This window comes from Halorutilus salinus (assembly GCF_026242195.1).
Classification (GTDB): domain Archaea; phylum Halobacteriota; class Halobacteria; order Halobacteriales; family Halorutilaceae; genus Halorutilus; species Halorutilus salinus.
This window is the reverse complement of sequence record NZ_RKLV01000016.1, coordinates 1-26,253: the sequence shown is the minus strand read 5'-3', so window position 1 is coordinate 26,253 and position 26,253 is coordinate 1. Positions and strand designations below refer to the sequence as shown.

27 protein-coding genes and 2 tRNA genes are annotated in these 26,253 nt (G+C 59.7%); 18 read left to right on the top strand and 11 right to left on the bottom strand.

The window, feature by feature from the left end; genetic code table 11:
- Positions 1 to 281: 281 nt before the first annotated feature.
- The 3 genes from EGH25_RS11765 to EGH25_RS11755 all read right to left on the bottom strand — a co-directional run bounded on the left by EGH25_RS11765 (position 282) and on the right by EGH25_RS11755 (position 1,818).
- Entirely contained in the window at positions 282 to 689 is a 408-nt protein-coding gene (locus EGH25_RS11765) for a hypothetical protein (RefSeq protein WP_266088827.1), read from the bottom strand.
- A gap of 290 nt (positions 690 to 979) precedes the next feature.
- Complete coding sequence (locus EGH25_RS11760) at positions 980 to 1,204, bottom strand: hypothetical protein (RefSeq protein ID WP_266088825.1); 225 nt, start codon at positions 1,202 to 1,204, stop codon at positions 980 to 982.
- Between the two features lie 161 nt (positions 1,205 to 1,365).
- A complete protein-coding gene (locus tag EGH25_RS11755; RefSeq protein ID WP_266088823.1) occupies positions 1,366 to 1,818 on the bottom strand; it encodes a hypothetical protein in 453 nt (150 codons plus the stop codon).
- A gap of 83 nt (positions 1,819 to 1,901) precedes the next feature.
- On the opposite strand from EGH25_RS11755, the gene EGH25_RS11750 reads away from it, so the two are divergent.
- Positions 1,902 to 1,976: transfer RNA gene (locus EGH25_RS11750), tRNA-Arg, on the top strand.
- A 375-nt stretch (positions 1,977 to 2,351) separates the two neighbouring features.
- On the opposite strand, the gene EGH25_RS11745 is transcribed toward EGH25_RS11750, so the two are convergent.
- Positions 2,352 to 2,426 (bottom strand) — tRNA-Met (locus tag EGH25_RS11745).
- A 96-nt stretch (positions 2,427 to 2,522) separates the two neighbouring features.
- On the opposite strand from EGH25_RS11745, the gene EGH25_RS11740 reads away from it, so the two are divergent.
- Genes EGH25_RS11740 through EGH25_RS11710 form a run of 7 tightly spaced genes read left to right on the top strand, consistent with a single transcriptional unit; the run spans position 2,523 to position 10,910 of the window.
- Complete coding sequence (locus EGH25_RS11740; RefSeq protein ID WP_266088821.1) at positions 2,523 to 2,966, top strand: universal stress protein; 444 nt, start codon at positions 2,523 to 2,525, stop codon at positions 2,964 to 2,966.
- Positions 2,963 to 3,796, top strand: coding sequence for a CBS domain-containing protein (locus EGH25_RS11735; protein WP_266088819.1), 834 nt, complete (start codon positions 2,963 to 2,965; stop codon positions 3,794 to 3,796). The genes EGH25_RS11740 and EGH25_RS11735 overlap by 4 nt, the downstream gene beginning before the upstream one ends.
- A gap of 50 nt (positions 3,797 to 3,846) precedes the next feature.
- The gene (gene glyS, locus EGH25_RS11730) at positions 3,847 to 5,571 is read left to right on the top strand and encodes a glycine--tRNA ligase (protein ID WP_266088817.1); all 1,725 of its coding nucleotides are present in this window, start codon (positions 3,847 to 3,849) and stop codon (positions 5,569 to 5,571) included.
- Positions 5,568 to 6,281, top strand: a complete 714-nt coding sequence (locus EGH25_RS11725) for a hypothetical protein (RefSeq protein WP_266088815.1) — start codon at positions 5,568 to 5,570, stop codon at positions 6,279 to 6,281. The genes glyS and EGH25_RS11725 overlap by 4 nt, the downstream gene beginning before the upstream one ends.
- A gap of 58 nt (positions 6,282 to 6,339) precedes the next feature.
- A complete protein-coding gene (locus EGH25_RS11720) occupies positions 6,340 to 7,794 on the top strand; it encodes a pentapeptide repeat-containing protein (protein WP_266088813.1) in 1,455 nt (484 codons plus the stop codon).
- Positions 7,795 to 7,845: 51 nt separating this feature from the next.
- Positions 7,846 to 10,158: a DEAD/DEAH box helicase gene (locus tag EGH25_RS11715; protein WP_266088811.1), complete on the top strand. Its 2,313-nt coding sequence runs from the start codon at positions 7,846 to 7,848 to the stop codon at positions 10,156 to 10,158.
- Positions 10,155 to 10,910 carry a hypothetical protein gene (locus EGH25_RS11710; RefSeq protein ID WP_266088809.1) on the top strand — a complete coding sequence of 252 codons (756 nt, stop codon included), beginning with the start codon at positions 10,155 to 10,157 and terminating at the stop codon, positions 10,908 to 10,910. The genes EGH25_RS11715 and EGH25_RS11710 overlap by 4 nt, the downstream gene beginning before the upstream one ends.
- 16 nt (positions 10,911 to 10,926) lie before the next feature.
- Here the strand turns inward: EGH25_RS11710 and EGH25_RS11705 are convergent, their stop codons facing one another.
- Positions 10,927 to 11,343 carry an Sjogren's syndrome/scleroderma autoantigen 1 family protein gene (locus tag EGH25_RS11705; protein WP_266088807.1) on the bottom strand — a complete coding sequence of 139 codons (417 nt, stop codon included), beginning with the start codon at positions 11,341 to 11,343 and terminating at the stop codon, positions 10,927 to 10,929.
- A gap of 259 nt (positions 11,344 to 11,602) precedes the next feature.
- Between EGH25_RS11705 and serB the strand changes: the two genes are divergently transcribed.
- The 3 genes from serB (at position 11,603) to EGH25_RS11690 (ending at position 13,400) form a co-directional block, all read left to right on the top strand.
- Complete coding sequence (gene serB, locus EGH25_RS11700) at positions 11,603 to 12,247, top strand: phosphoserine phosphatase SerB (protein WP_266088805.1); 645 nt, start codon at positions 11,603 to 11,605, stop codon at positions 12,245 to 12,247.
- A complete protein-coding gene (locus EGH25_RS11695) occupies positions 12,244 to 13,137 on the top strand; it encodes a coiled-coil protein (RefSeq protein WP_266088803.1) in 894 nt (297 codons plus the stop codon). The genes serB and EGH25_RS11695 overlap by 4 nt, the downstream gene beginning before the upstream one ends.
- 83 nt (positions 13,138 to 13,220) lie before the next feature.
- Positions 13,221 to 13,400: a hypothetical protein gene (locus EGH25_RS11690; protein WP_266088801.1), complete on the top strand. Its 180-nt coding sequence runs from the start codon at positions 13,221 to 13,223 to the stop codon at positions 13,398 to 13,400.
- Positions 13,401 to 13,463: 63 nt separating this feature from the next.
- On the opposite strand, the gene EGH25_RS11685 is transcribed toward EGH25_RS11690, so the two are convergent.
- Complete coding sequence (locus EGH25_RS11685) at positions 13,464 to 14,075, bottom strand: TetR/AcrR family transcriptional regulator (protein WP_266088798.1); 612 nt, start codon at positions 14,073 to 14,075, stop codon at positions 13,464 to 13,466.
- Positions 14,076 to 14,186: 111 nt separating this feature from the next.
- Between EGH25_RS11685 and EGH25_RS11680 the strand changes: the two genes are divergently transcribed.
- From EGH25_RS11680 to hisF, 3 genes are all read left to right on the top strand, one after another.
- Positions 14,187 to 15,848 (top strand): COG1361 S-layer family protein, encoded by a 1,662-nt coding sequence (locus EGH25_RS11680; RefSeq protein ID WP_266088796.1) that lies wholly within the window; start codon positions 14,187 to 14,189, stop codon positions 15,846 to 15,848.
- Positions 15,849 to 15,851: 3 nt separating this feature from the next.
- Complete coding sequence (locus EGH25_RS11675; protein ID WP_266088794.1) at positions 15,852 to 18,311, top strand: efflux RND transporter permease subunit; 2,460 nt, start codon at positions 15,852 to 15,854, stop codon at positions 18,309 to 18,311.
- A gap of 102 nt (positions 18,312 to 18,413) precedes the next feature.
- Entirely contained in the window at positions 18,414 to 19,229 is an 816-nt protein-coding gene (gene hisF, locus EGH25_RS11670) for an imidazole glycerol phosphate synthase subunit HisF (RefSeq protein WP_266088792.1), read from the top strand.
- Here hisF and EGH25_RS11665 read toward each other — a convergent pair.
- Positions 19,226 to 20,182 carry a CAP domain-containing protein gene (locus EGH25_RS11665; RefSeq protein ID WP_266088790.1) on the bottom strand — a complete coding sequence of 319 codons (957 nt, stop codon included), beginning with the start codon at positions 20,180 to 20,182 and terminating at the stop codon, positions 19,226 to 19,228. The two genes, hisF and EGH25_RS11665, sit on opposite strands and share 4 nt — an antisense overlap.
- 114 nt (positions 20,183 to 20,296) lie before the next feature.
- On the opposite strand from EGH25_RS11665, the gene EGH25_RS11660 reads away from it, so the two are divergent.
- The 4 genes from EGH25_RS11660 (at position 20,297) to EGH25_RS11645 (ending at position 23,769) form a co-directional block, all read left to right on the top strand.
- The gene (locus tag EGH25_RS11660; RefSeq protein ID WP_266088788.1) at positions 20,297 to 21,277 is read left to right on the top strand and encodes a hypothetical protein; all 981 of its coding nucleotides are present in this window, start codon (positions 20,297 to 20,299) and stop codon (positions 21,275 to 21,277) included.
- The gene (locus EGH25_RS11655) at positions 21,277 to 22,284 is read left to right on the top strand and encodes a methionine synthase (protein ID WP_266088786.1); all 1,008 of its coding nucleotides are present in this window, start codon (positions 21,277 to 21,279) and stop codon (positions 22,282 to 22,284) included. The genes EGH25_RS11660 and EGH25_RS11655 overlap by 1 nt, the downstream gene beginning before the upstream one ends.
- A 71-nt stretch (positions 22,285 to 22,355) precedes the next feature.
- Positions 22,356 to 22,955, top strand: coding sequence for a hypothetical protein (locus EGH25_RS11650; RefSeq protein WP_266088784.1), 600 nt, complete (start codon positions 22,356 to 22,358; stop codon positions 22,953 to 22,955).
- Positions 22,948 to 23,769, top strand: coding sequence for an alpha/beta fold hydrolase (locus EGH25_RS11645; protein WP_266088782.1), 822 nt, complete (start codon positions 22,948 to 22,950; stop codon positions 23,767 to 23,769). Before EGH25_RS11650 ends, EGH25_RS11645 begins: the two co-directional genes overlap by 8 nt.
- Here the strand turns inward: EGH25_RS11645 and EGH25_RS11640 are convergent, their stop codons facing one another.
- From EGH25_RS11640 to EGH25_RS11625, 4 genes are read right to left on the bottom strand one after another with little or no spacing between them, the layout of a single operon-like run.
- On the bottom strand, positions 23,770 to 24,837 hold the full coding sequence (locus EGH25_RS11640) for an aminopeptidase (RefSeq protein WP_266088780.1): 1,068 nt from the start codon (positions 24,835 to 24,837) through the stop codon (positions 23,770 to 23,772).
- Positions 24,838 to 24,875: 38 nt separating this feature from the next.
- Positions 24,876 to 25,232, bottom strand: a complete 357-nt coding sequence (locus tag EGH25_RS11635) for a hypothetical protein (RefSeq protein WP_266088778.1) — start codon at positions 25,230 to 25,232, stop codon at positions 24,876 to 24,878.
- Positions 25,229 to 25,576, bottom strand: a complete 348-nt coding sequence (locus tag EGH25_RS11630; protein ID WP_266088777.1) for a hypothetical protein — start codon at positions 25,574 to 25,576, stop codon at positions 25,229 to 25,231. The genes EGH25_RS11635 and EGH25_RS11630 overlap by 4 nt, the downstream gene beginning before the upstream one ends.
- Positions 25,577 to 25,634: 58 nt before the next feature.
- On the bottom strand, positions 25,635 to 26,150 hold the full coding sequence (locus tag EGH25_RS11625; RefSeq protein ID WP_266088776.1) for a phosphate-starvation-inducible PsiE family protein: 516 nt from the start codon (positions 26,148 to 26,150) through the stop codon (positions 25,635 to 25,637).
- Between the last annotated feature and the right edge of the window lie 103 nt (positions 26,151 to 26,253).

Sequence of the window (26,253 nt, the reverse complement as noted above, 5' to 3'; positions counted from 1 at the left end):
TTCGCAGAGCCACACCGGTGGGGAAGGGCGACACCGGTCGTTGAGTTCCTCGTATGGCTCCCGCGTAGGCTGTTACGCCCCTTCTTTAGACATATCCACACGAGGCTAACTTGATCCGAAGCTCTGATGGACAACCGGGTGTAGCTTCGATTACTTGTCAGTCCCTGACGCCACTACACCGGGGTCTATCCGACCTGCACGGTGTCAGACGGGGTTGGTAGAAAAGTTTATTGAGTAGAGAAGTATATATGTAAAAAGCCCGCGCGACTTAGTCCGATCCGCTACAGAATGAGGGAGATAAAGCTAATAAGAGGTCCGAAGACGAGGACACCGATAACGAAGGTGGCGATGTAGACCCTCCTGTTCTGGCGTTTAATCTTCGCCGAGGTTCTCTCTGTAAGGTCTTCAACGTCCCGCCGGACTTCCTCGCGCAGGCGGTAAAGCTCCGCCCCTGAGTCTGTCGTTGTTAACTTCTCCCCGCGTTTCCGTATCTCCTCCTTCGTGTACCCGTGATACTCCTGAGTGCGACCCGATAGACTTTCCTCGGCTTCTCCGGCGTCAGGCAGATAGACGGGTTCGCCGTTTCTGAGACGGTCAAGGTTCTCTTCGTGTATAGTTTTGATATACCGGCGGTTCTCGATCCCGGTGAGTGCTTCGGGCACGACGGGGAAGATGAGAAGACGGAGCATCAGGACAACATACGGAGGGCTGTCGGCTTAGAGGCTTCGGTGGGTGTGCACTATCCGTTGAGAACTACCTGTGGGAAGCCGACAGGGTGGGGTAGCTGTATCTTACCGTCGGTTCAACCCGCGAGGATCCTCCGTAACCTGTTGCCAAAGCCTATATAGGTCGACCCCCGATAACGAACGAGACCACGGGTTGGTTGAAGCTGTACGAACCGGGCATACTACGGTGTATGTCTGAGGGGGTACACCGACCCCTACTAACGGTGACGCCGGAAGGGCGACAGCCGTTACCTCTACTTGAGGTTGTTAGACTCCGTCAGGTTCCCGGATCTATCTATATCGACCTTCACAGCTGAACCTTCGCCGTCGACATCAAATATCATACGCCACTTGCCGAACTTGGTGTAGTCCATCACGCCGGAGAGCTCGTAGTCCTGCGCCGAAACCCCCTTGTGCTTCTCAACGAGTTCCTCTGCCTTCGATACCGCTTCTTCCTCATCCACCTCTTTGTCTGTCACAGGTAAGGCTACGAGTGCCCGGATTAAATGGCTTGTGAGAACCTCACACGGTGGTAGGAATGACGCTGTGTCTTTTATCGCCGGAGCCTGAAGCCTTCCGAGATCCTCCTTGCCGTCTTACCGCGTGCAACCGCTCTGTGCCACGGTTTGTGTGGTCTTGCTCAAGGCTCGTTAAGAACGACGGAGCGTCCGTCGCCCGATACGTCAGTCCGTGTCTCTACGACGCCACGTCTCCGTAGTATCCAGAGGTTGTGAAGTAGCTTCTTTTCCTCCACGCCGGTTTCGTCCGCGACCGAGCTTAACGTGACGCCGGTTTCGTGGCTCCCGACGGCGTCGATTATCCCAGTCCGCACCGACTCGTCGAGGTATACCGTCTCACCAAGCGCCTCCGCCCTGTCCACCCCGTGCGCCGAGAGGGTGAGTCCGCCCCCGTCGTGTACGAGGTACCGTTTCTCAAACCCCTCCCACGCCTCCTCGGCTCCGGACTCCATCGCGCCGTCGTTGACGAGCCTTTCGACGCAGTCGTCCCTGTCGGCGGTGTATCCGAGAGGGTCTTGTGCAAAGTCGCGGTACTCTTCGACGACGAGTCTGTCGATGAGTTCTTTCTGTGCCATACTCCACCTACGGTACGCTCATACAATACGGTGTTGAACCGAGGTAACAAGATATTTGACGCGACGGGGCGAAAAGCGGTTGAGGGCGCGTAGCTCAGTCCGGAGAGAGCATCGGACTTCTAATCCGACGGTCGAGGGTTCAAATCCCTCCGCGCCCGTGCAACGACGAGCGAAGCGAGGAGTGAACCGGAAGGTAGGATTTGAACAGTGAGTGGAGCGTAGCGGAACGACCGAAGTTCAAATCCCTCCGCGCGATGGCAAATTCCATCGATGAATTAGAGCCATGCTTCGCATGGCTCACGCGTACTCACGAAGCGGAGCTTCGTGGAATGCCGCAACCAGAACGGTTTGCGAGCACACCGATGAACCGATACCATCGGTTCAGATATACTGAGGCATGCACAAGCATGCCTCCTTGGGTGCAGAGAGAAACAGTGCATAGCGGGAGGTGGATTTGAATTTTGGTCACTCCGCTACGCTTCGTTCCTTAGTTCAAATCCCTGCTCCGCTATTCTCTCACTTCGTTTGAGAAGTAGCGGGAGGTGGATTTGAACCACCGGTCTCCGGGTTATGAGCCCGGCGGAATCTCCTGGCTATCCCATCCCGCTGTACTTTCCTACCTCGGTCGCGTCCTTAAGAATTCCGGTATCGCCGGACGCCGTACCGACGAATAAGTTAAGACGCTGGAGGAACACGGTGGTAGCATGTACGATGATATACTCGTTCCTACGGACGGTAGCAAGGGCGTAGACCGCGCTGTCGAACACGCCCTGAGCCTCGCCGATAAGTACGGTGCGACGGCGCACGTTCTGTACGTCGTCAACACGAGCGCGTACTCGACCCTCCCTGCCGACTCCAACTGGGAGTCTATCACCGCGGCGCTTGAGGAGGAAGGGGAGCAGTCGACGGATGAGATAGCCGCGAGGCTACGTGACTCGGACGTAGAGACCCAAACCTCGGTCGACCAAGGCGTGCCGCACAAGGTTATCCTTGGGTACGCCGACGATAACGACGTCGACCTGATCGTCATGGGGACGCACGGAAAGACGGGTCTCGACCGTCTCCTACTCGGTAGCGTGACAGAGAAGGTCGTGCGGTCGTCCGAGACGCCCGTCCTGACGGTTCGTATGGTGGAAGACGAAGAATGACCGTGAACGTCGCGGATATTATGACGAGCGATGTCGTTACGGCATCGCTTCCGGGAACGCGCGAGGACGTTATCGAGGTACTCCGCGAGGGCGAAATAAGCTCGATCCCCGTGACCAAGGACGGACGTTACCGCGGTCTCATCTCGCGCGAGGAGCTTCTGCGCGACGCGGGCGAGAACCAGTTAGCGATGCTGATGCGCGAGGTACCGACGGTAGCCCCCGACGCGTCGGTTCAGGAGGTCGCGCGTATTATGCTCGAAAACGACGAGCGCCGTACGCCCGTCGTCGAGGGCGACGAGGTCGTAGGCATCGTGACGCTCACCGACATCGTCGAGCATATAGCCGGACTCGAAGACGGCGACGACATAGGCGGTTACGTCGACGGGCGCGTTCTTACCCTCTGGGACGAAACCCCCGTCGGCGTAGCCGTCGAGACGTTGACGCTCGCCGACGAAAGCGCCGCGTGTGTACTCGACGAGAACGCCGAGATGGTTGGCATCGTGACAGAGACGGACTGTGTACGTGTCGCGGATGTCGATGAGTCGTCGGAGGAACTCGGCGAGGGGGTGGCGAACCAGGACGACGACTGGATGTGGGAGGGGATCAAGGCGACGAGCACGCAGTTGATGCCGGTTACGCGCGTCACGTTCCCTGACGAAGCTGTCTCCGGGTTCATGGCTGACGACGTCGTGACCGTCGTACGTAGCACCGACGTAACCGATGCGGCTGAAACGATGACGGAGAACGAGGTTCAGCATCTTCCCGTAAAACGCGGTGACGAACTCGTCGGGATGGTACGCGACAAGGATCTACTCCGAGCCGTTCTGTGACCGTCGGTTAAAACGGTAGCCTAATACGCGATCCTTCCAAAACCGAAGCCATGTCAGAGACACCCGATAGACAGGAGGTAGTCGAACTCGCCAAACGGCGCGGCTACCTGTACCCGAGCTTTGAGATATACGGCGGTGCTTCCGGCTTCTGGGACTACGGGCCTCTCGGAACGTCGTTGAAGAACGAGGTCGTCGACTCGTGGCGCGAGATGTACGTCGTGCGCCACGGGTACGAGGAGATAGAGACGACGACCGTCGGCACCGAGGATGTCTACGAGGCGAGCGGTCACGCCGACGGATTCGCCGACGTACTCGCGTCGTGCACCGACTGCGGCACGTTCTTCCGCGCCGACCATCTCGTCGAGGATCATACGGAGGTTGAGAATGCCGACGGTATGCCGAAGGAGCGTCTCGGTGAGATACTCGCAGAGGAGGGCGTCGCATGCCCGTCGTGCGGTGAGACGCTCGACGACGCGCGCGTGGAGGAGTTCAACCTTATGTTCGAGACCAACATAGGACCCGGAAGCGCGCGCCCCGGCTACCTACGTCCTGAGACGGCACAGGGGATCTTCGTCGACTTCCAGCGCCTGAAGCGCTACTACCGCGGTTCGTTGCCTTTCGGGGTTACGCAGGTCGGACGCGCGTACAGGAACGAGATAAACCCGCGTCAGGGTATCGTCCGTCTACGTGAGTTCAGTCAGGCGGAGCTTGAGTACTTCAAGAAGCCCGACGATGAGATAGATATCGCGCCCGTCGAGGACGTTGAGGTACGTCTTTATCCCGTTGACGAACAGGAGGACGAAGACGGCGAGCCGTTCGTTACGACCGTTGGCGACGCCGTCGAGGACGGCGTTATAGACAGCCCGACGATCGCTTACTTCGTCGGACGGTCGCAGGAGTGGTACGAGTCCATCGGTATCGACCCCGCGAAGCTACGTTTCCGTCAGCATCTCCCCGACGAACGCGCACACTACGCCTCCGACTGCTGGGACGGCGAGACTCTCACGACCTACGGATGGATAGAGGTAAACGGCGTCGCAGACCGCGCCGACTACGACCTACGGAAGCACGCCGAGCATTCGGGGGAGGAGATGGGTGTCTTCGAGGAGTACGACGAAGCCGTGGTGCGCGAGGAGACTGTCGCCGACCCCGACATGAGCGTACTGGGTCCCGAATACGGCGGTGCCGCAAGCCGTATAGCCGACGCACTGCGCGAGAAGGCGCGTGACGAACCCGGGGCGTTCGGCGGCGACGAGGTGAACGTTACCGTCGACGGCGAAGGTTATACAGTCCCTGTGGAAGCCGCGGGCTTCGAACGCCGTGAGGTGCGCGAGACGGGAGAAAACGTCATGCCGCAGGTTATCGAGCCGTCGTACGGTCTTGACCGTATCGTCTACTCCGTTATCGAGCACTCGTACGGTACGGACACTGTTGAGGACGAGGAGCGCACCGTCCTACGTCTACCGCCCGGCGTCGCGCCGTTCGACGCCGCTGTCTTCCCCCTCGTCTCCAAGGACGGTCTGGACGAACACGCACGCGAGGTACGTGACGCCCTCCGTGACGCGGGTCTGCGTGTCAAGTACGACGACTCGGGTTCTATGGGACGCCGTTACCGTCGCCACGACGAAATCGGAACCCCTTTAGCGGTTACGGTGGACTACGACACGAAAGAGGACGGTACGGTGACGTTAAGAGACAGGGATACGACAGAACAGAGACGTGTCGACAAGAACGAGGTAGCCGAAGAGGTGCGCTCCGTCGTGGAGGGGGTATGAGCCTCGTTGAGACGCTCGGCGACCGTATGTCGGAGGAGGAGAGCATAGCGCGGCGTGGCGTACATTCGGTTTCGAGCGTAGTCGGTCTCGCGTACGTGATCGGCCTTCTTCAGTGGAACGAGGTACAGATACTGACGGGCGTCGGCTTCGCCGTGATCGTCCTTCTTGAGTTCGACAGGCTCGTACTCGGAAACTCACTTCTCGACCCTCTCTACCGCGACTACGAACAGGAAAGCCCCGCGGGCTACGCGTACGCCATCTCGGGTATGTTTCTCGCCGTCATACTTTTCGAACCCCCGATAGCCGTCGCCGCCGTCTTCGTGCTGTCGTTCGCCGACCCCGTCGTGGGGCTGATCAGCCCTAACGAGCTGTTACGCGTAAAGCCCGTCTCTATACTCGTCGCCATGTTCGTGGCTTCGTCGGTGGTTATCCTCGGTACGGGCGCTCTCCTTCCCGATGCCCTCAACGCCGTATCGCCCGTCGACGCACCTCTTGGAAACGAGTTCCCGCCGATCGAACTGTCGTACGCGCAGGCGGTGGCGGGCGGTATAGGCGCGACCTTCGCCGACGGAGTCAAGTTCCGCGTCGCGGGCGACAAGCCGATCGAACCCGTCGAACCCGGTATGGAGGTCAAGGGGTACGTCGTAGACGACAACGTCACTATACCTCTCTACTCGGGTGTTCTCATGACGGCTGTTGCGCTCGTCTGAGACACGGCTTGACGAGCCAAAGGTATAACTCGTACGAAGGTCAAATCGGTTCATCAGCATGACAGATACCTGCGAGTACGTCTTCAGCCCCGACGAGTGGGACGACGAACACCGTTCGGACTCAGCCGTCGACTCAACGTGGGAATGTCCCCACCCCACACATGTCGACACCGAGTACTGTATCTTCCATCTCGAACCCGAACGCCGCGAGCTACTCGGTGTTACGGGGTCGGACGTACGTGACGCCTTCATGCGGACGCTCGAAGACGCGGGGTCGGACGAGGAGGCGCGTTTCGTCGGCGCGACATTCCCCCAAACCGTGGTTACCGACCAGACGGTGGCGGAGAACCAAGACGTCGACGTTGTCGACCTCCAACACGTCAGCTTCAACGGTAAGCTCGACCTTACGAACTCCGTCATCGGCGCGTCGCTCACGCTCGACTGCTCCGAACTCCGGTCGTTCAGCGCGCCTAACGCCGTCTTCGAGGGCGACACATCGTTCCGCGAATGCGGTTTCGAGAACAACGTAAACCTGAGCGGTACCACGTTCGAGGGCGACGTCTCTTTCAAACGCGTGTCCTTCGCACAGATAGCCGAACTCTCCGAAGCCGTCTTCGAGGGTGACGTAGACCTGCGTTACTCAACCTTTACAGGCGTCCAGACGACGTTTCAGGACGCGCGTTTTGGAGGTAAGGTACGCGCGAGCGGGGTTACGTTCGACGCCGTGAACTTCACGAGCACCGTCTTCGACTCCGACGCCGACTTCTCCAGCACGTCGTTCAGGGGGGAGGCGAAGTTCCAGTACGCCGACTTCGAAAGGCGCGCCGTCTTCGACGGCACCGACTTCTCCGACAACGCGACGTTCCGTGGCGTCGAGTTCCTCGACGGCGCGACCTTCCACGACGCCTCGTTCCAGGACTGGGTTACGTTCCTAAACGTCGAGTTCGGCGGTGACGGTGACTTCTCCGACGCGTGGTTCAAACGCGACCTCAACATGGTCGTCGAGTCCGAGACGAACGCCGTCCTTGACTTCTCAAACGCGCGCGTCAACAAAGGCTCGTTCGAGATAGCGCCGTACGACCCCGTCGCCGTAGACTTTACCGGCGCTCGTCTCGGTAACGTCAAGATATCCACCGACGGCGAGAAGAACACATTCGACTACATACGTTTCCTCAACACCAAGTTTAGCGGCTTTCCGTTCTCCAAGCACGCCGACGCGCTCGCCTCAAACGACTACGTGGTACACGAGACGTATATACGCGCCGACGAGGAACCCGATCTCGCGCTTCTCGAAAAGACGTACAGGCTCGCATCCGAGGGTGCGAAGGACGACGACGAGGGGATCGCGTCGAAGTTCGCCGACAAGGAGGCGAAGTACAGACGCGAGCGTCATAGACAGGAGGGCGACACGGCGCAGTTAGCCGCCGACTTCGTCCGTGACTACGGTGCTTACGTAGCCGTCCTACTCGTTCTCGTCGTAGCCGCGGTTGCGGGATATATCTTCCTCGTCTAAGACGCGACGGACAAACAGTTATCCGGCGTCGGGACGTACCGGAACCAAACGATGTCCGAGACAGAGACGAGCGCCGGCGGCGGGTACATAGACCACGAACTGCTTGAGGGCGGGGTCGTCGAACACCGTATGTACCAGCTTCAGCTTTCGAGCGCCGCGCTCGCCGAACCGTCGCTCGTCGTCCTTCCGACGGGTGCGGGAAAGACGACGGTCGCTCTGCTCGTAACAGCGGCGCGTCTCAACCGCGAGGGCGGCAGGTCGCTGTTCCTCGCGCCGACGAAGCCTCTGGTCGAACAGCACGCCTCCTTCTACCGTGAGGCTCTCGACGTGCCCGACGACGAGATACGTGTCTTCACGGGCGACGTGCGTCCCGACGACCGCGCCGACGAATGGGAAGGAGCGAAGGTCGTGATTGCGACGCCGCAGGTCGTCGAGAACGACCTGATCGCGGGACGTATCGATCTCGACGACGTGACGCATCTCACCTTCGACGAATGCCACCGCGCGACGGGTGACTACGCCTACAACTATATCGCCGACAAGTACGTCGCGGAAGCGGACGACCCGCTCGTGACCGGCATGACCGCCTCGCCGGGTTCGGACAAGGACGAGATTTTAGAGGTCTGCGACAACATAGGCGTCTCCAACGTCGAGATACTGACCGAGGACGACCCCTCGCTCGCCGAGTACACACACGAGACGGAGGTCGACTGGCGCGAGGTCGAGGTACCCGAAGACGTTCTGGAGGCGCGCGACCTTCTGAACGAGGTCGTCCGCGACCGTATGAACCGTCTCAAACGTCTGGGTGCGGTCGACAAGGCGCGCGCCGACGTATCGATGAAGAAGCTTCTGAGCGCACGCGGCGATATACAGGAGATGATGGACGCCGGTGAGTCGGCGGGTTACACCGCGATGTCCGTACACGCCGAGGTGATGAAGCTGAGACACGCCGTAGAAATAGTCGAGACACAGGGCGTCGAGACGCTCGTCTCGTACTTCGAGAAGCTGGAGAACGAGGCGCGTTCGTCGGGAGGTAGCAAGGCGGTCAAACGTCTCATGGGCGAGTCGAAGGTGCAGGAGGCGCGTGAGATAGCCGAGGAGTACGACGGCGTACACCCCAAGATGGACGTTCTGCGTTCGCTCGTCTTCGACGAACTGTCGTCGGGCGAAGACGCCCGCGTCATCGTCTTTACGGAGTACCGCGACACCGCAAGCACGCTTGTCGATTTCCTCGACGCGGGCGACGCACGTCCCGTACGTTTCGTCGGACAGGCGAACAAGGAAGGCGACCCCGGTCTGACGCAGAAACAACAGCAGGAGGTTCTCGGTTCGTTCCGCGAGGGTGAGGAGAACGTCCTCGTCGCCACCTCGGTCGCTGAGGAAGGTCTCGACATACCTGAGGTCGACCTCGTCGTCTTCTACGAACCCGTGCCGTCTGAGATACGCGCGATACAGCGCAGGGGGCGCACCGGACGCGAGCGCGCGGGACGCGTCGTCGTACTTATCGCCGAGGACACGCGCGACGAGGCGTACTTCTGGTCTGCTCGCAGGAAGGAAGACCGTATGGAACGCGAAATAAACGAGCTAAAGGGCGTCGAGGACGAGATAAACGACGAGTTGGACGAATCACAGAGAGCGCTCGGCGAGTTCGACGCCGACGGAGAGGGTGCCGAAACGGAGAACGGAGAGGCGGACGAAACCGACGACGCCGTCACCGTCGTCGCCGACCAGCGCGAAACCAAGTCGAACGTCGTACGTGAACTCGATACATCGGATATCGATGTCGAACTCGAAACCCTCGATGTGGGCGACTACGTCCTTAGCGACCGCGTCGCCGTCGAACGTAAGTCGGTACAGGACTTCGTCGATACGCTCACGGGCGGAAGGTCTTTGTTCGAACAGACCGGCGACCTTTCGTCGTCGTACTCACGCCCCCTCCTCGTTCTCGAAGGCGAACGCGAGGCGCTTTACTCGACGGGTGTGCACAAGAACGCCGTACGCGGTGCTCTCGCGTCGGTCGTCGTCGACTACGGCGTCCCGGTTCTTTTCACCGCCGACGAGGACGAAACGGCGGAGACGCTCGGCGTCGTCGCGCGTCGTGAGCAGGAGGAAAGCGACCGCGAGGTGCGCGTTCACGGCGAGAAGTCGAGCGCAACGCTCACCGAACAGCAGGAGTACGTCGTTTCGAGTATCGCTGATGTAGGACCCGTGACGGCACGCGCGCTTCTCGACGAGTTCGGCTCAGTCGAGGACGTTATGACCGCCGATGAGGACGCGTTACGGAACGCCGAAGGCGTCGGCGAAAAGACCGCGGGGCGTATACGTGAGGTCGTCGGCTCCGGCTACGAAGGGGGTGAAGGATGAAGATACACGAGGCGCTTGAGGACTACCTCGGCTTCTCCCAACGCGCCGTCGCCGTCGTGTACAAGACGGTTGCGTTCGTCGGATTTTCCGCGGGTCTTTCGCTCGCCGTCATCGCCGTCTTCACACCCGAAGACGTTGTTGCGTCAGTGCCGTACCCCACGGTCGAGGCGGCACTTTCGCTCGCCGACGACCTACGTGTCTCGCCGCGTTTCCTCGTCGCGCTCTACGGCTTCCTCGTCTCGACCGTAGCCGCGGCGTTCTACCTCTTCACCAAAGGCTTCGTCGGTTCGGTTCGCCACGAAGCCGTCTCCGCGCATCAGGTGGGTCTGCGTTTCGTCGTCTTCGTATCGTTCGCCGTCGGCTTCGTGGGCGCACGTGCGGTCGTAGTCACAGCCGAACTCGTCGGTGAGGAGACATCTTCGGGAAGCTTCCTCGGTCTACCGATCCAGCAGTTGGAGTTCGGGGCTTTCCATATCCACCACTACTTCTACGGCTTCGTGACTCTCGCCGTCATCGGCTGGATAGCCGTCTTCCGCGACGACTACTCGAAACGTCTCGTCGCCGTCCTTTACGGTCTCGGAATGGGAGTCTTCATGGATGAGGTCGGTATGCTCCTGACGGACGGCGCGTACTACTCGCGCTCCACCTACTTCGCCGTCGTCTTCTTCGTCGCCGTCTTCCTCACTGCGCTCTACTGGGATCTCCGACGCGGCAAAACCGACGGTGATACGCCGTCCGAAGCCGATGGGTAGGGACGAACCAAGGTCGTCACCGAAGGAGATCGAGAGTCCTTTCGAGCGCATCGAGACGTCGCTCGACAGCTTCGGGATCGTCGGCGTTTTCGACGGCGTCGTCGGCGAGTCTACGCGCAAGCCTCCGTAGGCTCTCATCGACACCGTCGGGTTCGTCCGTCCCGTTCTCGTCGCGCGCCCTCGTCGCGTCCCCCGCCGACGCCTGTACCTCACCCTCGCCGACACCATCGACCTCTTCGCCCTCAGACTCACCCGACGTACCGTCTTGGTCTTCACCCTCCTCCGCTCCTCCGCTTCTCTCCTGACAGACGGCGCAGAAGACGTCGCCCTGATACCTGAACAGTGGGTTTCCACAGCCGTCGCACGCCTCGTCGAGCATCGTCGCGCCGCGTGTCAGCGCCCGGCTCATGACGCGCGTCTCGTCGTCGTTCATGTCGCCGTATAGAACCCCTCGGCGTAAACAGCTGTCGCCATGCACCGCATCGACGGTACGGTACCGGGGTTCCCTCTTGACCTATCCGTATGCCCGGTGGTCGCGGGTCTACGAACCCTACTTCCGGAGAGGCTCGGCTTAGGTCGGTAGCGGGTACCTTGTCAACTGTTTTCACGGGTACCCGGATACGAAACTTTTAAACAGATCAACCTCTAACCACCGAACGAAGCGGAAACGCGTACAAGCGGCGGCATAGTTAATGAACAACGGGAACTACGAACTGATCGTATTCGACCTCGACTCAACGCTCGTGGACGGAGAGGGCATAGTGGCGCTTGCGCGCAAAGCGGGTGTCGAAACCGAGGTAGAGCGCGTCACCGAGGAGGCGATGCGCGGCGAACTCGATTTCGGCGAGTCTCTGCGTAGACGTGTCGCACATCTCGAAGGTCTGACCGTCGAGGATGCGCGCGACGCCCTGCGCTCCATACCGACGACGCCGAACGCCGTCGAGGTCGCGCGCCGTCTCAAGCCCGATATAGCCGTCTTCTCAGGCGGCTTCTACCCCGCTGTGGAGCCGGTTGCGGAGGCGATCGGTGCCGAGCACGTCCGTGCGAACCGTCTCGTATCGCGCGACGGCGTACTTACAGGGGAGGTCGAGGGCGAACTCGTCGACGACGACAAGGGCGAGGTTCTGCGTCGTCTCGCGCGCGACGAAGGCTACGACGCCGACGAGATACTCGTCGTGGGCGACGGCTCCAACGACGTGCCTATGATGCGTGTCGGTTCGTTTGCGGTCGGATTCGACCCCAAGCCCGTTGTACGTGATGCCGCCGATGTGAGCGTCGACCGTAGGGACTTTCGGCAGTTAGAGCCGATATTCGAAAAGAAAAGAGTGATAGAATGACAGAGACAGCCACACAGATACCCGGCGAACTCGAAGTTGACGAAGAGGAAGTTGAAAACAGAAACAAGGACAGCCTTATCGAACTCGCGGGCAAGCTCCGCGACAAGCGCAACGAGCTAAACTCGCTCGCGAGCGAGAAGGCTACGAAACGCAACGACCTAAACGACAAGACGCGTGAGGTCGTCGACGTTGCGCAGAAGCACCGCGAGAAACGCGACGAGCTGAACGAGAAGGTACAGGAGCTGAAGGACAAACGCGACGAGCTGAACGAGAAGGCGAACGAGCTTTTCGACAAGGTCGACGAGCGTAAGAAGGAGCTAAAGCTTCAGGAGGGCGAGTCGCTCGACGAACTCGAAGACGAGATCGAGGACCTTGAGTTCAAACAGCAGACGGAGGTTCTGGAGCCGGACGAGGAGAAAGAGATAATCGAAGAGATCGAGGAGCTGAGGGAGAAGTACAACGAGCGCAAGGACAAGCTCGAAGACAACGACGAGGTGCAGGAGCTTACGGAGGACGCGAAGGAGGCGCGCGACAAGGCGAGCGAGTACCACGACAAGGTGATCGAGTTCGCCGACAAGGCGCAGGAGCACCACGACAAGATGATAGAGGCGTACCGTAAGGCGGACGAGGTACGCGACGAGGCGGACGAGGTTCACGAGGAGTTCGTTGAGGTGCAGGAGTCAGCCGACGAGATGCACGAGAACTTCGTGACGGTTCAGAAACGTCTGCGCAAGCTCGACAAGCAGGAGAAGTCGGATCGCCAGACGGAGCGCGAGGAGAAGAAGGAGGAGGCGAAGGAAGAGGCGCGCGAGGTCTACGAGAAGTTCAAGGAGGGCGAGACGCTCGACACCGACGACTTCATGCTTCTTCAGCGCGCGGGTCTTCTCTGATATAGACGGTTCTACCTTCGTTCTCCGGCGTGTAGGTAGACGTCCGCCCAAAGGCTTACACGGACATCCCGTCTACATCGGGTATGGAAGACAGATGGCTCCTGTTAGGCGCGGGTGTACTGTTCGGTATTCTTCTACCCTTCCATCTGTATCAGGGAAACAACGTACAAGCCGTAATCGCGACGGTCTTTACGGTGTTCGGCTTCGTAGGCTTCTGGTGGAACACCACCAAGGACGAGCCGATTGAGTCCGTCCTTTCGTAGCCCGTACCACGTAGCCGTCTTTCGTCACGCCCGTCTTCGGAGAAAGGTCACCCGGTGTAGACATCACCTGTACAGCACGTTTTCGAGATGCGAGTTTACCTCCTCCTCGTTCATATCAATCCACGAGTCGCCGGCGGTTACGGAACGGAACGTCGTGCCCACGGTGACGGTGTAGAGCCACGTAGCCATCCTTTCGGCATCGACATCCCGGAACGCACCTGCTTCGATACCTTTCCGTATGTCGTCGGCGAGCGCCTCCTGAATCACCTCGTCGTACTTGACGAACTGCTCCCTGTAGTCGTCGTCGTGGATAGCCTGCGCACGTAGCTCCGTAAAGGTTCCTGCGGCTGTCCTGTCCATGCTCTCAAGACCCACGGACATCTCGACGAACGTCTTTATTCGATCCCGCGGATCCGAGACGTAGGTGCCGGGCTTGTGGCTCTCGAAATGCTCTATCATAAGCTCAAGCAGATCGAGGAGAACCTCGTCCTTGCTGTCGTAATGGTGGTATATCAGCGACTGGCTCTTTTCGAACTCGTCGCCTATGTCGTCTACGGTAAGCTCCGAGTAGCCGTGTTCGTGTAGCGCCTTGAAAGTCGCCGCGAGTATCTCCTCACGAGTTCCCCCGTCGCCGTCGAACAGTATATCTATGAGATACGGCTCCTGCTCTGTCATCTTTGTCCTCTTTGTGCCCACGGTATAATCAGGTTACGAAGTTTATAAGGCTTGTTGATTGAATGTTTAATCAACAGTCTTATACGCGTCGTCTTGCTTACTCCAACCGTAATGAGAAACAGCTCAGTTATAGACTACCGTATAGCAACAGTTGCCTTACTGGTGGTAGCCGCGGTTACGGTTCCGGCTGTCGCCTCCGCACAGGGTGCCTCCGACGGCACGCCGCAGGTTGTCGGAAGCCCCGATATAGAGCTTTCTACGCCCGACAACCGTATACAGACGGGTACGTCACAGACGGTTACGGTGCAGGTGGCGAACAGCGGCGATATCACACGCGCGGGACCAAGCGATCTTGAAGCGCGCGTAACGACGGCGCGTAACGCCGTCTTCGAGGCTGATCAGGGAAGCCTTCCCGACGGTATGGAGCTAAACTCAGGCTCTATCGTCGCAAGCTCCGTTCCGACAGGCGGTATCGACCCCGTGGAGTTCACGTTCGACGTTAGCGACAGCCTCGAAGCGGGTAGCTACCGTGTGCCTATAGCGGTTAGCTACGACTACACACGCCTCGCAGAAAGGACTGGAGGCGGAGGTACACGGTACAGCGACTTCTCGACTGAGAAGACGAAGTATATCACGCTCATAGTCGAGGACGACGCGCGTTTCTCCGTCGAAGCCGTGGAGTCGAACGTCATAGCGGGCGACAGCGGTAGCTACGTCCTGCGTGTCAGAAACACGGGTGTGGAGACGGCGCGTAATCCACGTGTAACGCTGACCGCCGACGAGACGGGTGTCTTCTTTGGCGACCTAGGGACGGGACAGCCAGCCAAGACGGTGAGCGTATCCGACTCGCTCTCTCCGGGCGAAGCTACAGATGTCTCAGTTACTGCTGGTGCTGACTCCGACGTTACACCAGCCTCGTACCCCGTCGACGCGACGGTGAAGTACGAGTCCACGGGCGGCGTCACACACGAGTCGCCCGTCGCCACCACAACGATGTCGGTGGGCGACGAACAGAGCTTCAGCTTCTTCAATATAACCTCGTCGCTCCGTGTCGGTGAGGAAGGGAGTATACACGGCGAGATCGAGAACACGGGTCCTCAGCCCGCCGACAGCGTCGTTGTCCGGTACGCCGACAGCTCGCAGACGGTTACGCCTATAGAGGAGACGACGGCTGTAGGCTCAGTGGATGTCGGAGAGTCATCGTCGTTCAGCCTGCCTATCTCGGTGAGCACCGAAGCCAAGGACGGTCAGAAGTCGGTCGGTTTCTCCGTCCGTTACAGGGATAGCGACAAGGAACTCCAAAGCTACGACAAGCTCGACGTTCAGGCTGAGGTTGCGCCCGAAAGGGACAGGTTCGGTGTCGAGATTGTCAACCGAACCATAAGCGCAGGAGGTTCGCGTACGGTCGATATCTCACTGACGAACAACCTCAACGAGACGGCGGACGATGTTGAGGCGCGTCTGTTTGCGGACGACCCTCTCGACACGGGCGATACCGACACGGGGTATGTGCAGTCGCTCGAACCCGGCGAGACGGCTGATCTGACCTTCGATCTTACGTCGACGGCGTCCGCGACACCGGACAGCACGTACCCCATCTCCGTCGATGTCCGGTACGACGACACCGACGGTGACAGCCATCTTTCGGATACCTACCGCCTTCCCATCGACGTGACCGAAGCCGAAGCCGGAGGGCTTCCGCTCCCCGTCATCGTCGTAGCCCTCATGCTCTTCGGAACAGGGGGTCTCGTCGTGTACCGGAGGCGAAAGTAGCCGATGTCGGTCGCTGAGTACATCGACGATGCGACCAAACGCCTCAACAACGCCGTTGTCGACAGCCCGAGGAAGGTCATAGCCGTCTTCCTCGTCTTTACGTTGGTGTTCGTAGCCGGTATGGGGCTTGTGAGCACCGACACGGAGGCGACCGACTCGTTTACCGAAGGGCTTCCGGAGCAGGAGGCTCTCGACGCTATAAACGAGGAGTTCGAGCCTTCTTTCGCCTCCGAGGACGAGTCGACACAGCTGATACAGTCGGGTAGCAACGTACTGACCAAGGGTTCGCTCGTCAGAAACCTGAGGGTGCTCAAGGAGGCAGACGGACGTGACTCGATCAGGATGGCTGGCGCGAGCGGTCCCGCCACCTTGGTTGCGCAGACGATCGACCCTTCGGCGACGACTGCGACGGAGCAGTTGAACACCGTCAGGTCTGCGAGCGCAACCCGTGTCAGACGGGCGGTGCGTGAGTTAGGGGACAGCCCCGGCTTCAGGGGGACTGTATCGAACGACTTCAACCCGACGAGCGTCTCCGCGTCGGCTTCGATTACGGTGGTTACGCACGACGTTCCGCCGCAGTTCACCGACTCCGACCTTCAGGATATACAGACGGAGGTGCTGGCGATAGCCTCCGACCAGCCGGGCGGTATACGTGCGTTCGGGTCGGGCGTGACCAGCGCAGAGACGGCGAGCGTCATAGGTGACTCGCTTCTGATAGTAATGCCCGTCGTCGTCGTGCTGTTACTCCTGTTCCTCGTCGTCGCGTACCGTGACCCTATCGACCTCACGCTCGGTCTTCTCTCGTTGATAATGACGGTCATATGGACGTTCGGCTTCCTCGGCTTTTCGGGGATACCGTTCAACCAGCAGATGATATCCGTACCCGTCCTCCTGCTCGCGGTCGGTGTCGACTTCGGTATACATATCATAAACCGGTACCGTGAGGAGGCGGTACAGGGCTACGAGGCGGTCGAGGCGATGCGTGAAGCAAACAACCAGCTCATGGTCGCCTTCGTCATCGTCACCGTTACGAGCGTCTTCGGCTTCGGTGCGAACGTGATCTCGGATCTTACGCCTATACGTAACATGGGTATCGCATCGGCGATCGGTATCATCTTCACCTTCCTCATATTCGGTCTCTTCCTACCGTCGTTGAAGCTGGAGGTGGACAGGCTACGTGACTCGTTAAACTTCCCCGAGTTCAACTCGAAGCCCATAGCCTCCGAGGGATCCGCACTCGGTCGTCTTTTAGCCTTCCCCGCACGCGTCAGCCGTTACGCACCCGTTGCTTTCGTCCTTGTTCTGCTCGTAACGTGCGGTATGGCTGGTCTGTACGGAAGCGGCGTCAATACATCGTTCGAGACTGAGGACTTCCTACCCCCGGCGAACCAGCCCGACTACGTGACATCGCTACCCGAACCGTTCGCGCCGAGCGAGTACACGGTTACGGAGACGATCAACCTGCTGGAGGATCGTTTCTCGACCAATCAGGATCAGTCGGTCAAGTTGTACGTCGAAGGGAACTTCAGACAGGGGCATGCTCTCGACTCGCTCACCGATCCGAACGACAACGCGCCGGGGGCTCTCGCGGTGGGTGACGGGGGTACGGCAGAGCCCCAGAGTATAGTTACGGTGATACGGTCGCACGCCGAAAGCGACCCTGAGTTCGCGCGTCTCGTCGACCGCAACGACATAGACAACGACGGTATCCCCGACCGTAACCTGCCGCGTATCTACGACGCGGTCATGTCTTCGTCCGCGGGAGGTACGGCACAGCAGTATCTTAGCCCTGACCTCCGGAGCGCACAGATACGGTACGCTATCGACTCCGACGCTTCGCAGGCGGACGCCGCGTCGGACACGCGTGAGTTCGCCGAGGAGTTCCGTCTCCAGACAACAGCGACGGGTCAGATAGTCGTCTTCGACGCCGTAACGGGTATTATCTTCGACTCGGCTATACAGGGTCTGATTATCGCAGTCGCCCTAACCGCCCTGTTCCTCATAATCGCCTACACGGCTCTCGAACGCAAGCCGATGCTCGGCGTCGTAAACGTCTTCCCTATACTGATAGCGATCGCGTACCTCCTCGGTACGATGAGGTATCTGGGGATGGCGCTCAACGCCCTCACAGCCACGATCCTCTCCATATCGATCGGGCTTGGGATCGCGTACTCGGTGCATACGACGCACAGGTTTATCGATGAGTTCAACGCGGGCGCGGACGCACACGAGGCGATGGTGATTACGCTTTCGGGTACGGGCGGCGCACTACTCGGAAGCATGCTAACCACTTCGTTAGGAACCGGTGCGCTCGCGCTCGCCATCACGCCGGTTCTCGGTGACTTCGGTCTCCTGATGGCTCTTAGCGTCGTCTACTCGTTCATCATGTCGGTGGTCGCACTACCGCCGGCGGTGCTTCTGTGGGAGAGGTACCACGAGGCACAGGTCTTCGACGTGTACTGACGGCGGGGTTCGTCGGGGCGGGAACCGAGGTACGCGGTCGGCACCGGACGGTAACGCGAACCTTTTACGGTGTCACCGCGTCTTCGCAGACGAAGAAAAACGATGCTCGCAAAACGCGTCATTCCATGCCTCGACGTTACGCTCGACGATGAAGGAAACGCAGACGTTGTAAAGGGCGAACAGTTCGAGGAACTCCGTTACGCGGGCGACCCAGTCGAACTCGCAAAGAAGTACAACGAGCAGGGCGCTGACGAACTCGTCTTCCTCGACATCACTGCGTCGTCGGAGGGGCGCGAAACTATGCTCGACGTGGTGCGACGAACCGCCGACGAGGTCTTCATACCCCTTACCGTCGGCGGCGGTATCTCGTCGTGCGACGACATACGTGAGACGCTCCGTGCGGGCGCGGACAAGACGAGCATGAACACCGCGGCGCTCCAGAACCCCGAACTCATCGACCGCGCCGCGCGACGTTTCGGCTCCCAGTGCGTCGTAGTCGCAATCGACGCACGGCGCAACTACGACTCGTCGGGCGACCATTACTTCGAGGACGAGGAGGGGACGAAGTGCTGGTTCGAATGCGTCATCTACGGCGGGCGCGAACCCACGGGCGTCGACGCCGTCTCTTGGGCGCAGGAGGTTGAGGAGCGCGGCGCGGGCGAAATTCTTCTCACGAGCATGAGCGGTGACGGAACAAAGGAAGGCTACGACCTGCCTCTGACGCGTGCCGTGAGCGGGAACGTCTCGATACCCGTCATCGCTTCGGGCGGCGCGGGTTCTCCGGCGCATATGGTCGAGGTCTTCGGCGAGACGGAGGCGAACGCCGGGCTCGCCGCGTCTATATTTCATTTTGACGAGTACACTGTCGAGGAGGCTAAAAACGTCCTCGCAGACGCGGGCGTCGAAGTACGTCTCTAATCCGACGCCGAGCCGCAGAGAGCCTGAACGACGAACAGCTTTCCGTCACGTAGCTGTACACCGATTCCTATACCCTCGCGGTCGGACTCAAGCAGGTTGTCGCGGTGGTCGGGCGAGCGCATCCACGCCTCGACGACGAAACCAGCGACCTCGTTCTCGTTTTGAAGCCGTGTACCGTTCCACCGGTCAAGGGGTTCGTCGAAAGCGACGGCGGCGGCGTTCTCGGTGTACTCGCGCGTGTTGTACCGCGATGAGTCGCACGCGCCGCCGTACCTGTCGCCCACATCCTCGCCCGCGGGTGTGATATGACCCACGTACTCGTTCTGTGCCATGTTCCCTGCGTGTACTGTCGCCGACTCCGAGAGCGCACCGACGTTTTCTACCGCCTCCACTCCGTGCGCACGTCTGACCTCGTTCGTCTCCTCCATGACGAGGCGCTCCGCCCTGACCTCGTTGAAGTCGAAGCTGTCGTCGAGAACGTCGCCCGACGCGTTGAACGGACTGTATTCAACACCGGTCACGTTCGAAACGTTACCGTCCGAAGAGCCGACAGCGCCGAAGCCCATAGCGCCCACGAGACCGACGACGAGTAGAAAGACGAAGGCGGAGAAGACGGTTGTTGTCGCCGTAAGCGCCGTCGGGTCGTCGCGTAGACGTTCGACCGACGCGGTTACGTCGCCCGCGACCCTTCGGACACCGACCGCCGTTCTACGTACCGTCGAGACGTTCGGGGCGCGGTAGTAATGCGTCCCGCCGTCCCTGCTGACCCTCGCCCTGTAGATACGGTCGCCGTACTCGACATCGAAAGCCTGTCTATGCGGCGTCCCTTCGTGGACATTTTCGTACGCCTTCACGGCGTTCCGTATCTCACGTACAACGGTATCCGGGGGCTCATCGTCGCTATCGCTACCGACGCGTCTCCAGCCACCCAGCCGTCGAAGCGCCCCCCTCATGTTATGACACGTCCGCGTTCGACGGTAATGAAGCCATCGGTGGTCGGAAAACGGTCTATGTCCCCGTGTAATAGAAAGAAAGGTGTTTATGCCCCCGCGTAATACGTCGGGGAGATGACAGACGTAGCTTCGACAACCGCGGGATACTTCCCGCGCCCCGACTACCTCATAGAGGCGTTGAAGGAGGTACAGGGATACCAGAAACAGGATATGGGACCTGAGGCGGAGGAGAAGGTTGAGGATCTGTTCCACAGAGGACGTAGCGATGTCATAGAGATACAGGAGTCGGCGGGTATCGACCTCGTCACCGAGGGACAGCTATCGTGGGACGACATAATCGCTTTCCCCGCGACGCGTCTCGGCGGCGTTGAGATGGGCGGCATAAAACGTTTCTACGACAACAACCGTTTCTACAGACAGCCGCAGGTCGTCGGTGAACTCACGGGTTCGGGTGGGATCACCGTCGGACAGTACGACGACTCCGTTGGTGTAGCATCGAACGAGGTCAAGCCCGTCATGGCGGGGGCTTACTCGCTCGCGCGTCTCTCGAAGAACAAGCATTACGGTTCGCGCGACGAGTACCGCGGTGCGTTCGCCGACGTTGTCAACGAGGAACTCCGTGCTCTCGCCGACGCTGGCGCTGAGACGGTACAGTTGGACGAGCCTTCGCTTACGGGCGTCAACGACGATGGCGTCGATGTCGACGACGGAATCGAGACCATCGAACGGTCGGTCGAAGGCGTTGACGCCGACGTGATCGTCACGACGTACTTCGGCGAGATAGCCGACGCGTACCCGCGGCTCTTAGACATCGCCGATGGCGTGGGTATCGACCTCGTTTCGGGCGAGGGTAACCTCAAAGCCGTCGAGGAGTACGGCGCGGACGGCGCGCTCGCGGTCGGATGTATGAACGCGCGTAACACACGTCTCGAATCCGTCGACGAACTCGCCGGGACCGTCGAAGCGGTCCTCGAACGCGCCGAACCCGAGACGACGTACGTCTCGCCGTCGTGCGGTCTCGACTTCCTTCCGTGGACGGTTATGAAGGAGAAGGTTCAGAGACTCGGCGAAGCCACCGAGGAGGTGAGTGCGTGATGACCGACGTACACCAAAAGCTGTTCCCCACGACTATAATCGGAAGCCATCCCAAGCCAAAGTGGCTCAACAGGGTGCGCAACCTCAACGAGGAGGGTGAGTTTAGCGACGAACGTCTCCAAGAGGCGATGGACGACGCCGTCCGTGTCGTCGCCGACGAGCACGAACGCGCGGGGATCGACATACTCGGCGACGGTGAGATGCGCAGGGAAGAGATGGTCGAGTACTTCGCACACCGTATACCAGGATACGACTTTAACGGACCCGTACGCGTCTGGGGCAACAACTACTTCGAGAAGCCGAGCGTCGTCGACGAACTCGGCGACCCCGAACCGATGCTCGTCGATGAGTTCGAGTTCACGCGCCGTGCCGTGAGCGAAGGACACGGCGTCAAGGTTCCTATCACGGGTCCGTACACGCTATACGACTGGTCGTTCGACGAGGTCTACGGCGACAAGCGCGAACTCATAATGCGTCTCGCCGATATAGTCAACGACGAGATCCGCCGTCTCGCGGACGCGGGGGCGAAGTACATACAGATAGACGAACCCGCGCTCTCGACACGTCCGGAGGATATCGATCTCGTCGTCGAGGCGACCCAAAGGGTCGTCGACGGCGTGACAAAGGAGGAGCACGACAACATCGAGCGCCAGATAATGCACGTCTGTTACGGCGACTACGGCGCTATCTACCCGCGTATGCTCGACATCCCTGTCGACCAGTTCTCGCTTGAGTTCGTCAACCAAGACTTCGCACACGTCGAGGAGTTCGCCGAGCACGACTTCGACAAGGAGATCGGCTTCGGCTGTGTCGATATACACGACCGCGAGGTCGAAGCCGTTGGCGAAATAAAGAGCAATATAGAGCGTGCGTTCGGGTTCGTCGACCCCGAACAGGTCTGGGTCAACCCCGACTGCGGCGTAAAGCTTCTTCCGCGCGACGTTGCGTTCGGGAAGCTCGAAAACATGTCGCAGGCGGCGGAAGAGCTACGCGAGGAGTACGAGTAGGTTCCAGTCCTATCTTTCGAATATCCTGAAACGTGCCAAACTATTTATTAGCGCGTGCTTTCGGATAGCATATGGTGAAAATCAATGTCGGCGAAGATACCTTGGAACACATACGAGAGATGCAGGAAGAACAACGCAAAGAACGTCGTAGGCGGCGTAATCTTTTACATATCGACGAAAGCGAGATGGTTGAACCGGCTAAGAAGACCTTGGAGGAACGTTTCCTAAACGACTATGACGAGTTGACGTGGTTTCACGAACCCTCTGTTCAGGTTCGAGAGCGCGACGAAGATGAAGCCCCCGCGAAGGTACAGGAGAATCCTGACCTAATCGCAGTTACAGAAGATAGGAATGGGAATAATTATATATTTATAGTCGAACTGAAGAAGGTTCTGGGCAACAACAAAAGGTCTGTCCATCAGTCCTTACTATACTACTGGTCGGTTATGGACGGTACAGAAATCAAGTCCGGTTCAAAGAGCCGAGAACTAACCGGGACTGAGACAATATTCACCACCATCGGATATCTGACGGTGACGAATCAATACTATGACGAATTCTTCGAATGGTTGATTAATTCTCTTGATTTGGGGTCAAGTGATGGATTCTCCAACTTCTATCCACCGTTTCAGGTAAACACAGACGAAATCAACCTGTACGACCATGAGTGACACAGATACAGCCCGCCGCGGCTACGCGACGCGGTCGAGCCTGTACGACGAACGCGGAGACGAGGACGCGCCCGCGGTCGTCTTCGCCCACGGAACGCTGATGGATCGCACGATGTTCGACGCGCAGGCGGAGGCGCTCGCCGATGCGGGCGGCTACCGGACGGTCGCTTACGACCTGCGGGCGCGGACGGAGTACCACGCGCCGGCGTACGACCTCGAAGACCTCGTCGGTGACGCCGTCGCCCTTCTCGACAACGCCGGTATAGAGTCATGCGTCTACGTCGGCATGTCGATGGGCGGCTTCGTCGCCCTCCGTCTCGCACTCCGTTATCCCGAACGCGTCGACGGTGTCGTCCTCATCGACTCTATGGCGGGTACGCATACGGAGGCGCAGAGACAGACGTACGAGACAATGGTCTCGACTCTCGAAGGAAGTGACGCCGTACCCGAACCCCTCGCGCGGACGACGGCGCAGGTACTGTTCGGCGAAACGACGCGCGACGACCGTCCCGAACTCGTCGAGAACTGGACGCGCCGGTGGATGTCCTACCCGCCGCGCGCCGTCGTCAACGAGGTACGTTCTTGGCTTCACCGCGACGACATCCTCGACCGTATGGACGAGATAGATGTACCTGTCCTCGCGCTACACGGTGAGGAGGACGTGTCCATCCCCGTCGAAAGGGCGCGTGAGACGGTCGAGGCGCTACCCGACGTGCGTCTGTCCGTTGTGCCCGAAGCGGGACATTCGTCGAACTCAGAGAACCCGGAGTACACGAACCGCGAACTCCTCAACTTCCTCCGGGCACGGTTCTGACTACTCCCACACGAACTCGCCGTTCTCCTGCACGACCTCGCCGTCGAACTCGACGCGACCTTCGCTCGTGTCCAGAATCATGTCGACATGCACCGCCGAGTCGTTGGATTCGCGCGCCTCGCCTACGTTCTCGTCGTACGCGCGTCCGAGAGCCATATGTACCGTCTCGCCCATCTTCTCGTCGAAAAGCATGTTCTTGGTGAACGTGTCTATGCCGCGGTTGGTACCTATACCGAGTTCGCCGAGACGGCGTGCACCCTCGTCTGTGTCGAGAAGGTCGTCGAGCGCGTCCCCGTTGCGCTCCGCCGACGACCCAACGACGACACCTTCCTCGAAGGTGAGACGGACGCCCTCCATCTCGCGCCCGCGGTGTATGAGAGGCTTGTCAAAATGTACGCTTCCCTCGACGGAGTCCGGAACGGGCGCTGTAAACACCTCACCGCTCGGCATGTTGTGCCGTCCCGCGGAGTTGACCGCATGCATACCGTCGACGGACATCGTCACGTCCGTCTCGTCGGCGACGACACGTACCTCGGTCGCGTCTTCGAGACGTTGGCGTAGCTCTTCCTGATACTCCTCGACCTCCTCCCAGTCACGTAGTATCGCTCCGTATACGAAGTCGCGGTACTCGTCGAGCGACATACCCGCCTCCTGCGCGTGTGCGTTCGTCGGATGCTGTGTGAGACACCACTGCGTCGAAAGCCGCTCCTCCTGTATCGGCTTGGTGACGCGCGACCTTTCGGCGAGCTTGTCGCCGTCAACGTCCGACATCGCCGACAGGTTGGGATCCGAACGTATCCCTATCACGGCGTCCGCCTCCTCGTACATCCCAAGCGACTGTTCGGGTAAGCTGAACTCCCCGTCATGCGCCTTCATGTAGGCGCGCGAAGCCTCGTCCGACGAGTAGAGCGTCAGCGGGTTGCCGCCGCGTTCGCCTATCTCACCGTGCAGAGCAACGACGAGTTCGTGCGCCTCAGGGCTGGCGCTTACAACAACGTCGTCGCCGTCTTCGATATCCGTACACCATTCGACGAGTATACGTGCGTGCTCCTCTACGCGTTCGTCCATGGCTACGAAACGGCGGCGTGCCGCATATAGCCAACGTTCTACCCCGTGTAGACGAGACCCGCGACGACTGCGACGAGGTAGCCGACGACGCCGCCCGCCGCGAAGACGAGCGGGTCGGCGGTGGAGGGAAAACGTTCGACGAGGAAGACGACGCCGACGAGCAACCAGACCGCAGAGGCGAGCAAGCCGAAGACGAAGAACGCCAGAGCGAGTATACCGAGTATACGGAGGCGTCGACGTGCGCGCGAAAGCCTGTACCCCACCACCTCCGAGAACAGGATACGGATCACCTCCGTGACGAAGTCGGCGAATGCGCCAAGTATACGTCTCCGTCCGCCGTCCTCTCCGTCCTCGCCCTCCGAAAGATCCGCCTCCTCGACCTCTACGTCGGTCACCGTCGGTGCTCCACCCCTTTACCCAGGACGAACTCCTCGTCACCGAAGACGAAGGTGACGCCGCCGTCCTCCTTCCTGACTGCTTCGAGGTCGGCGACGTTCCGTACGTTCCTGTACGGCGTCCCGGCGGGCTTGAAAACGACCTCATCGCCGCGTGCGGTAAACTGCCAGCCGTCGCCGTTGACGACCACACTCTCGCCTTCGTCCTCAACGCGTGTCGTCAGTGCGGTGCGTCCGAACACCCTCTTGAGACGGCGCTCAAGTTCGCGCGCCTCCTCCACGACGGTCACGCCGTCGTCCTCCTCTACCTCCACGCTCACGTCCTGTTCGTCGTCTGTACCCATGAAGCCGTTTAAACATGGGTGATACTTAAGAGTTCGACATGCTGAAGCTTCGCCATCGTCAGCCCGTATCCCCGCCGCCGTTCTCCGTCCCCGTCGTCTCCTCCTTCTCCCACGAAACCCTGTAGTTGACGAACAGGAGGGCACCGAGACCTACGAGTATCAGAGTGTACGAGGATGCGACTACGAGCGCGTCGGTCGCTGACGCGTAGTCCCCTGTCTGGAAGACTATTATCTTCCTCACCATCGCTATCACGCCCGCGTATATCACCGTTCTCACGACCAGCTTTGGTTCGTTCTTCTGTATGTATGCGACAAGCGTCTGGTATATCTCAACGATTATGAGAAGGAGCAACGCCGTGTCTATCAGATCCACCACCTCGCTCGCCTCGGTTATTCTGCCCGACAGGGTCAGTTCGAGTATCACCAGACCCAGATCGAAGACACCTACGGCGAACAGTCCTACGAGTATGTAGGCTGTTACGGTCTCAACCAGACGGACGAGCGTCTCCGAGACAGCTACCGCATCCCCGAATCTGTCGCTCTGTATCACACGGTAGAATGTTCCTGCCGCCACTAAGTTTTGGTGACAGGTATAAGTCATAGGCTCTGGTGAATCGCCATACATGAGTTAATTCGGGTGTGTAACAGCTCGTTTGATGTTGTAGACTGAACACATG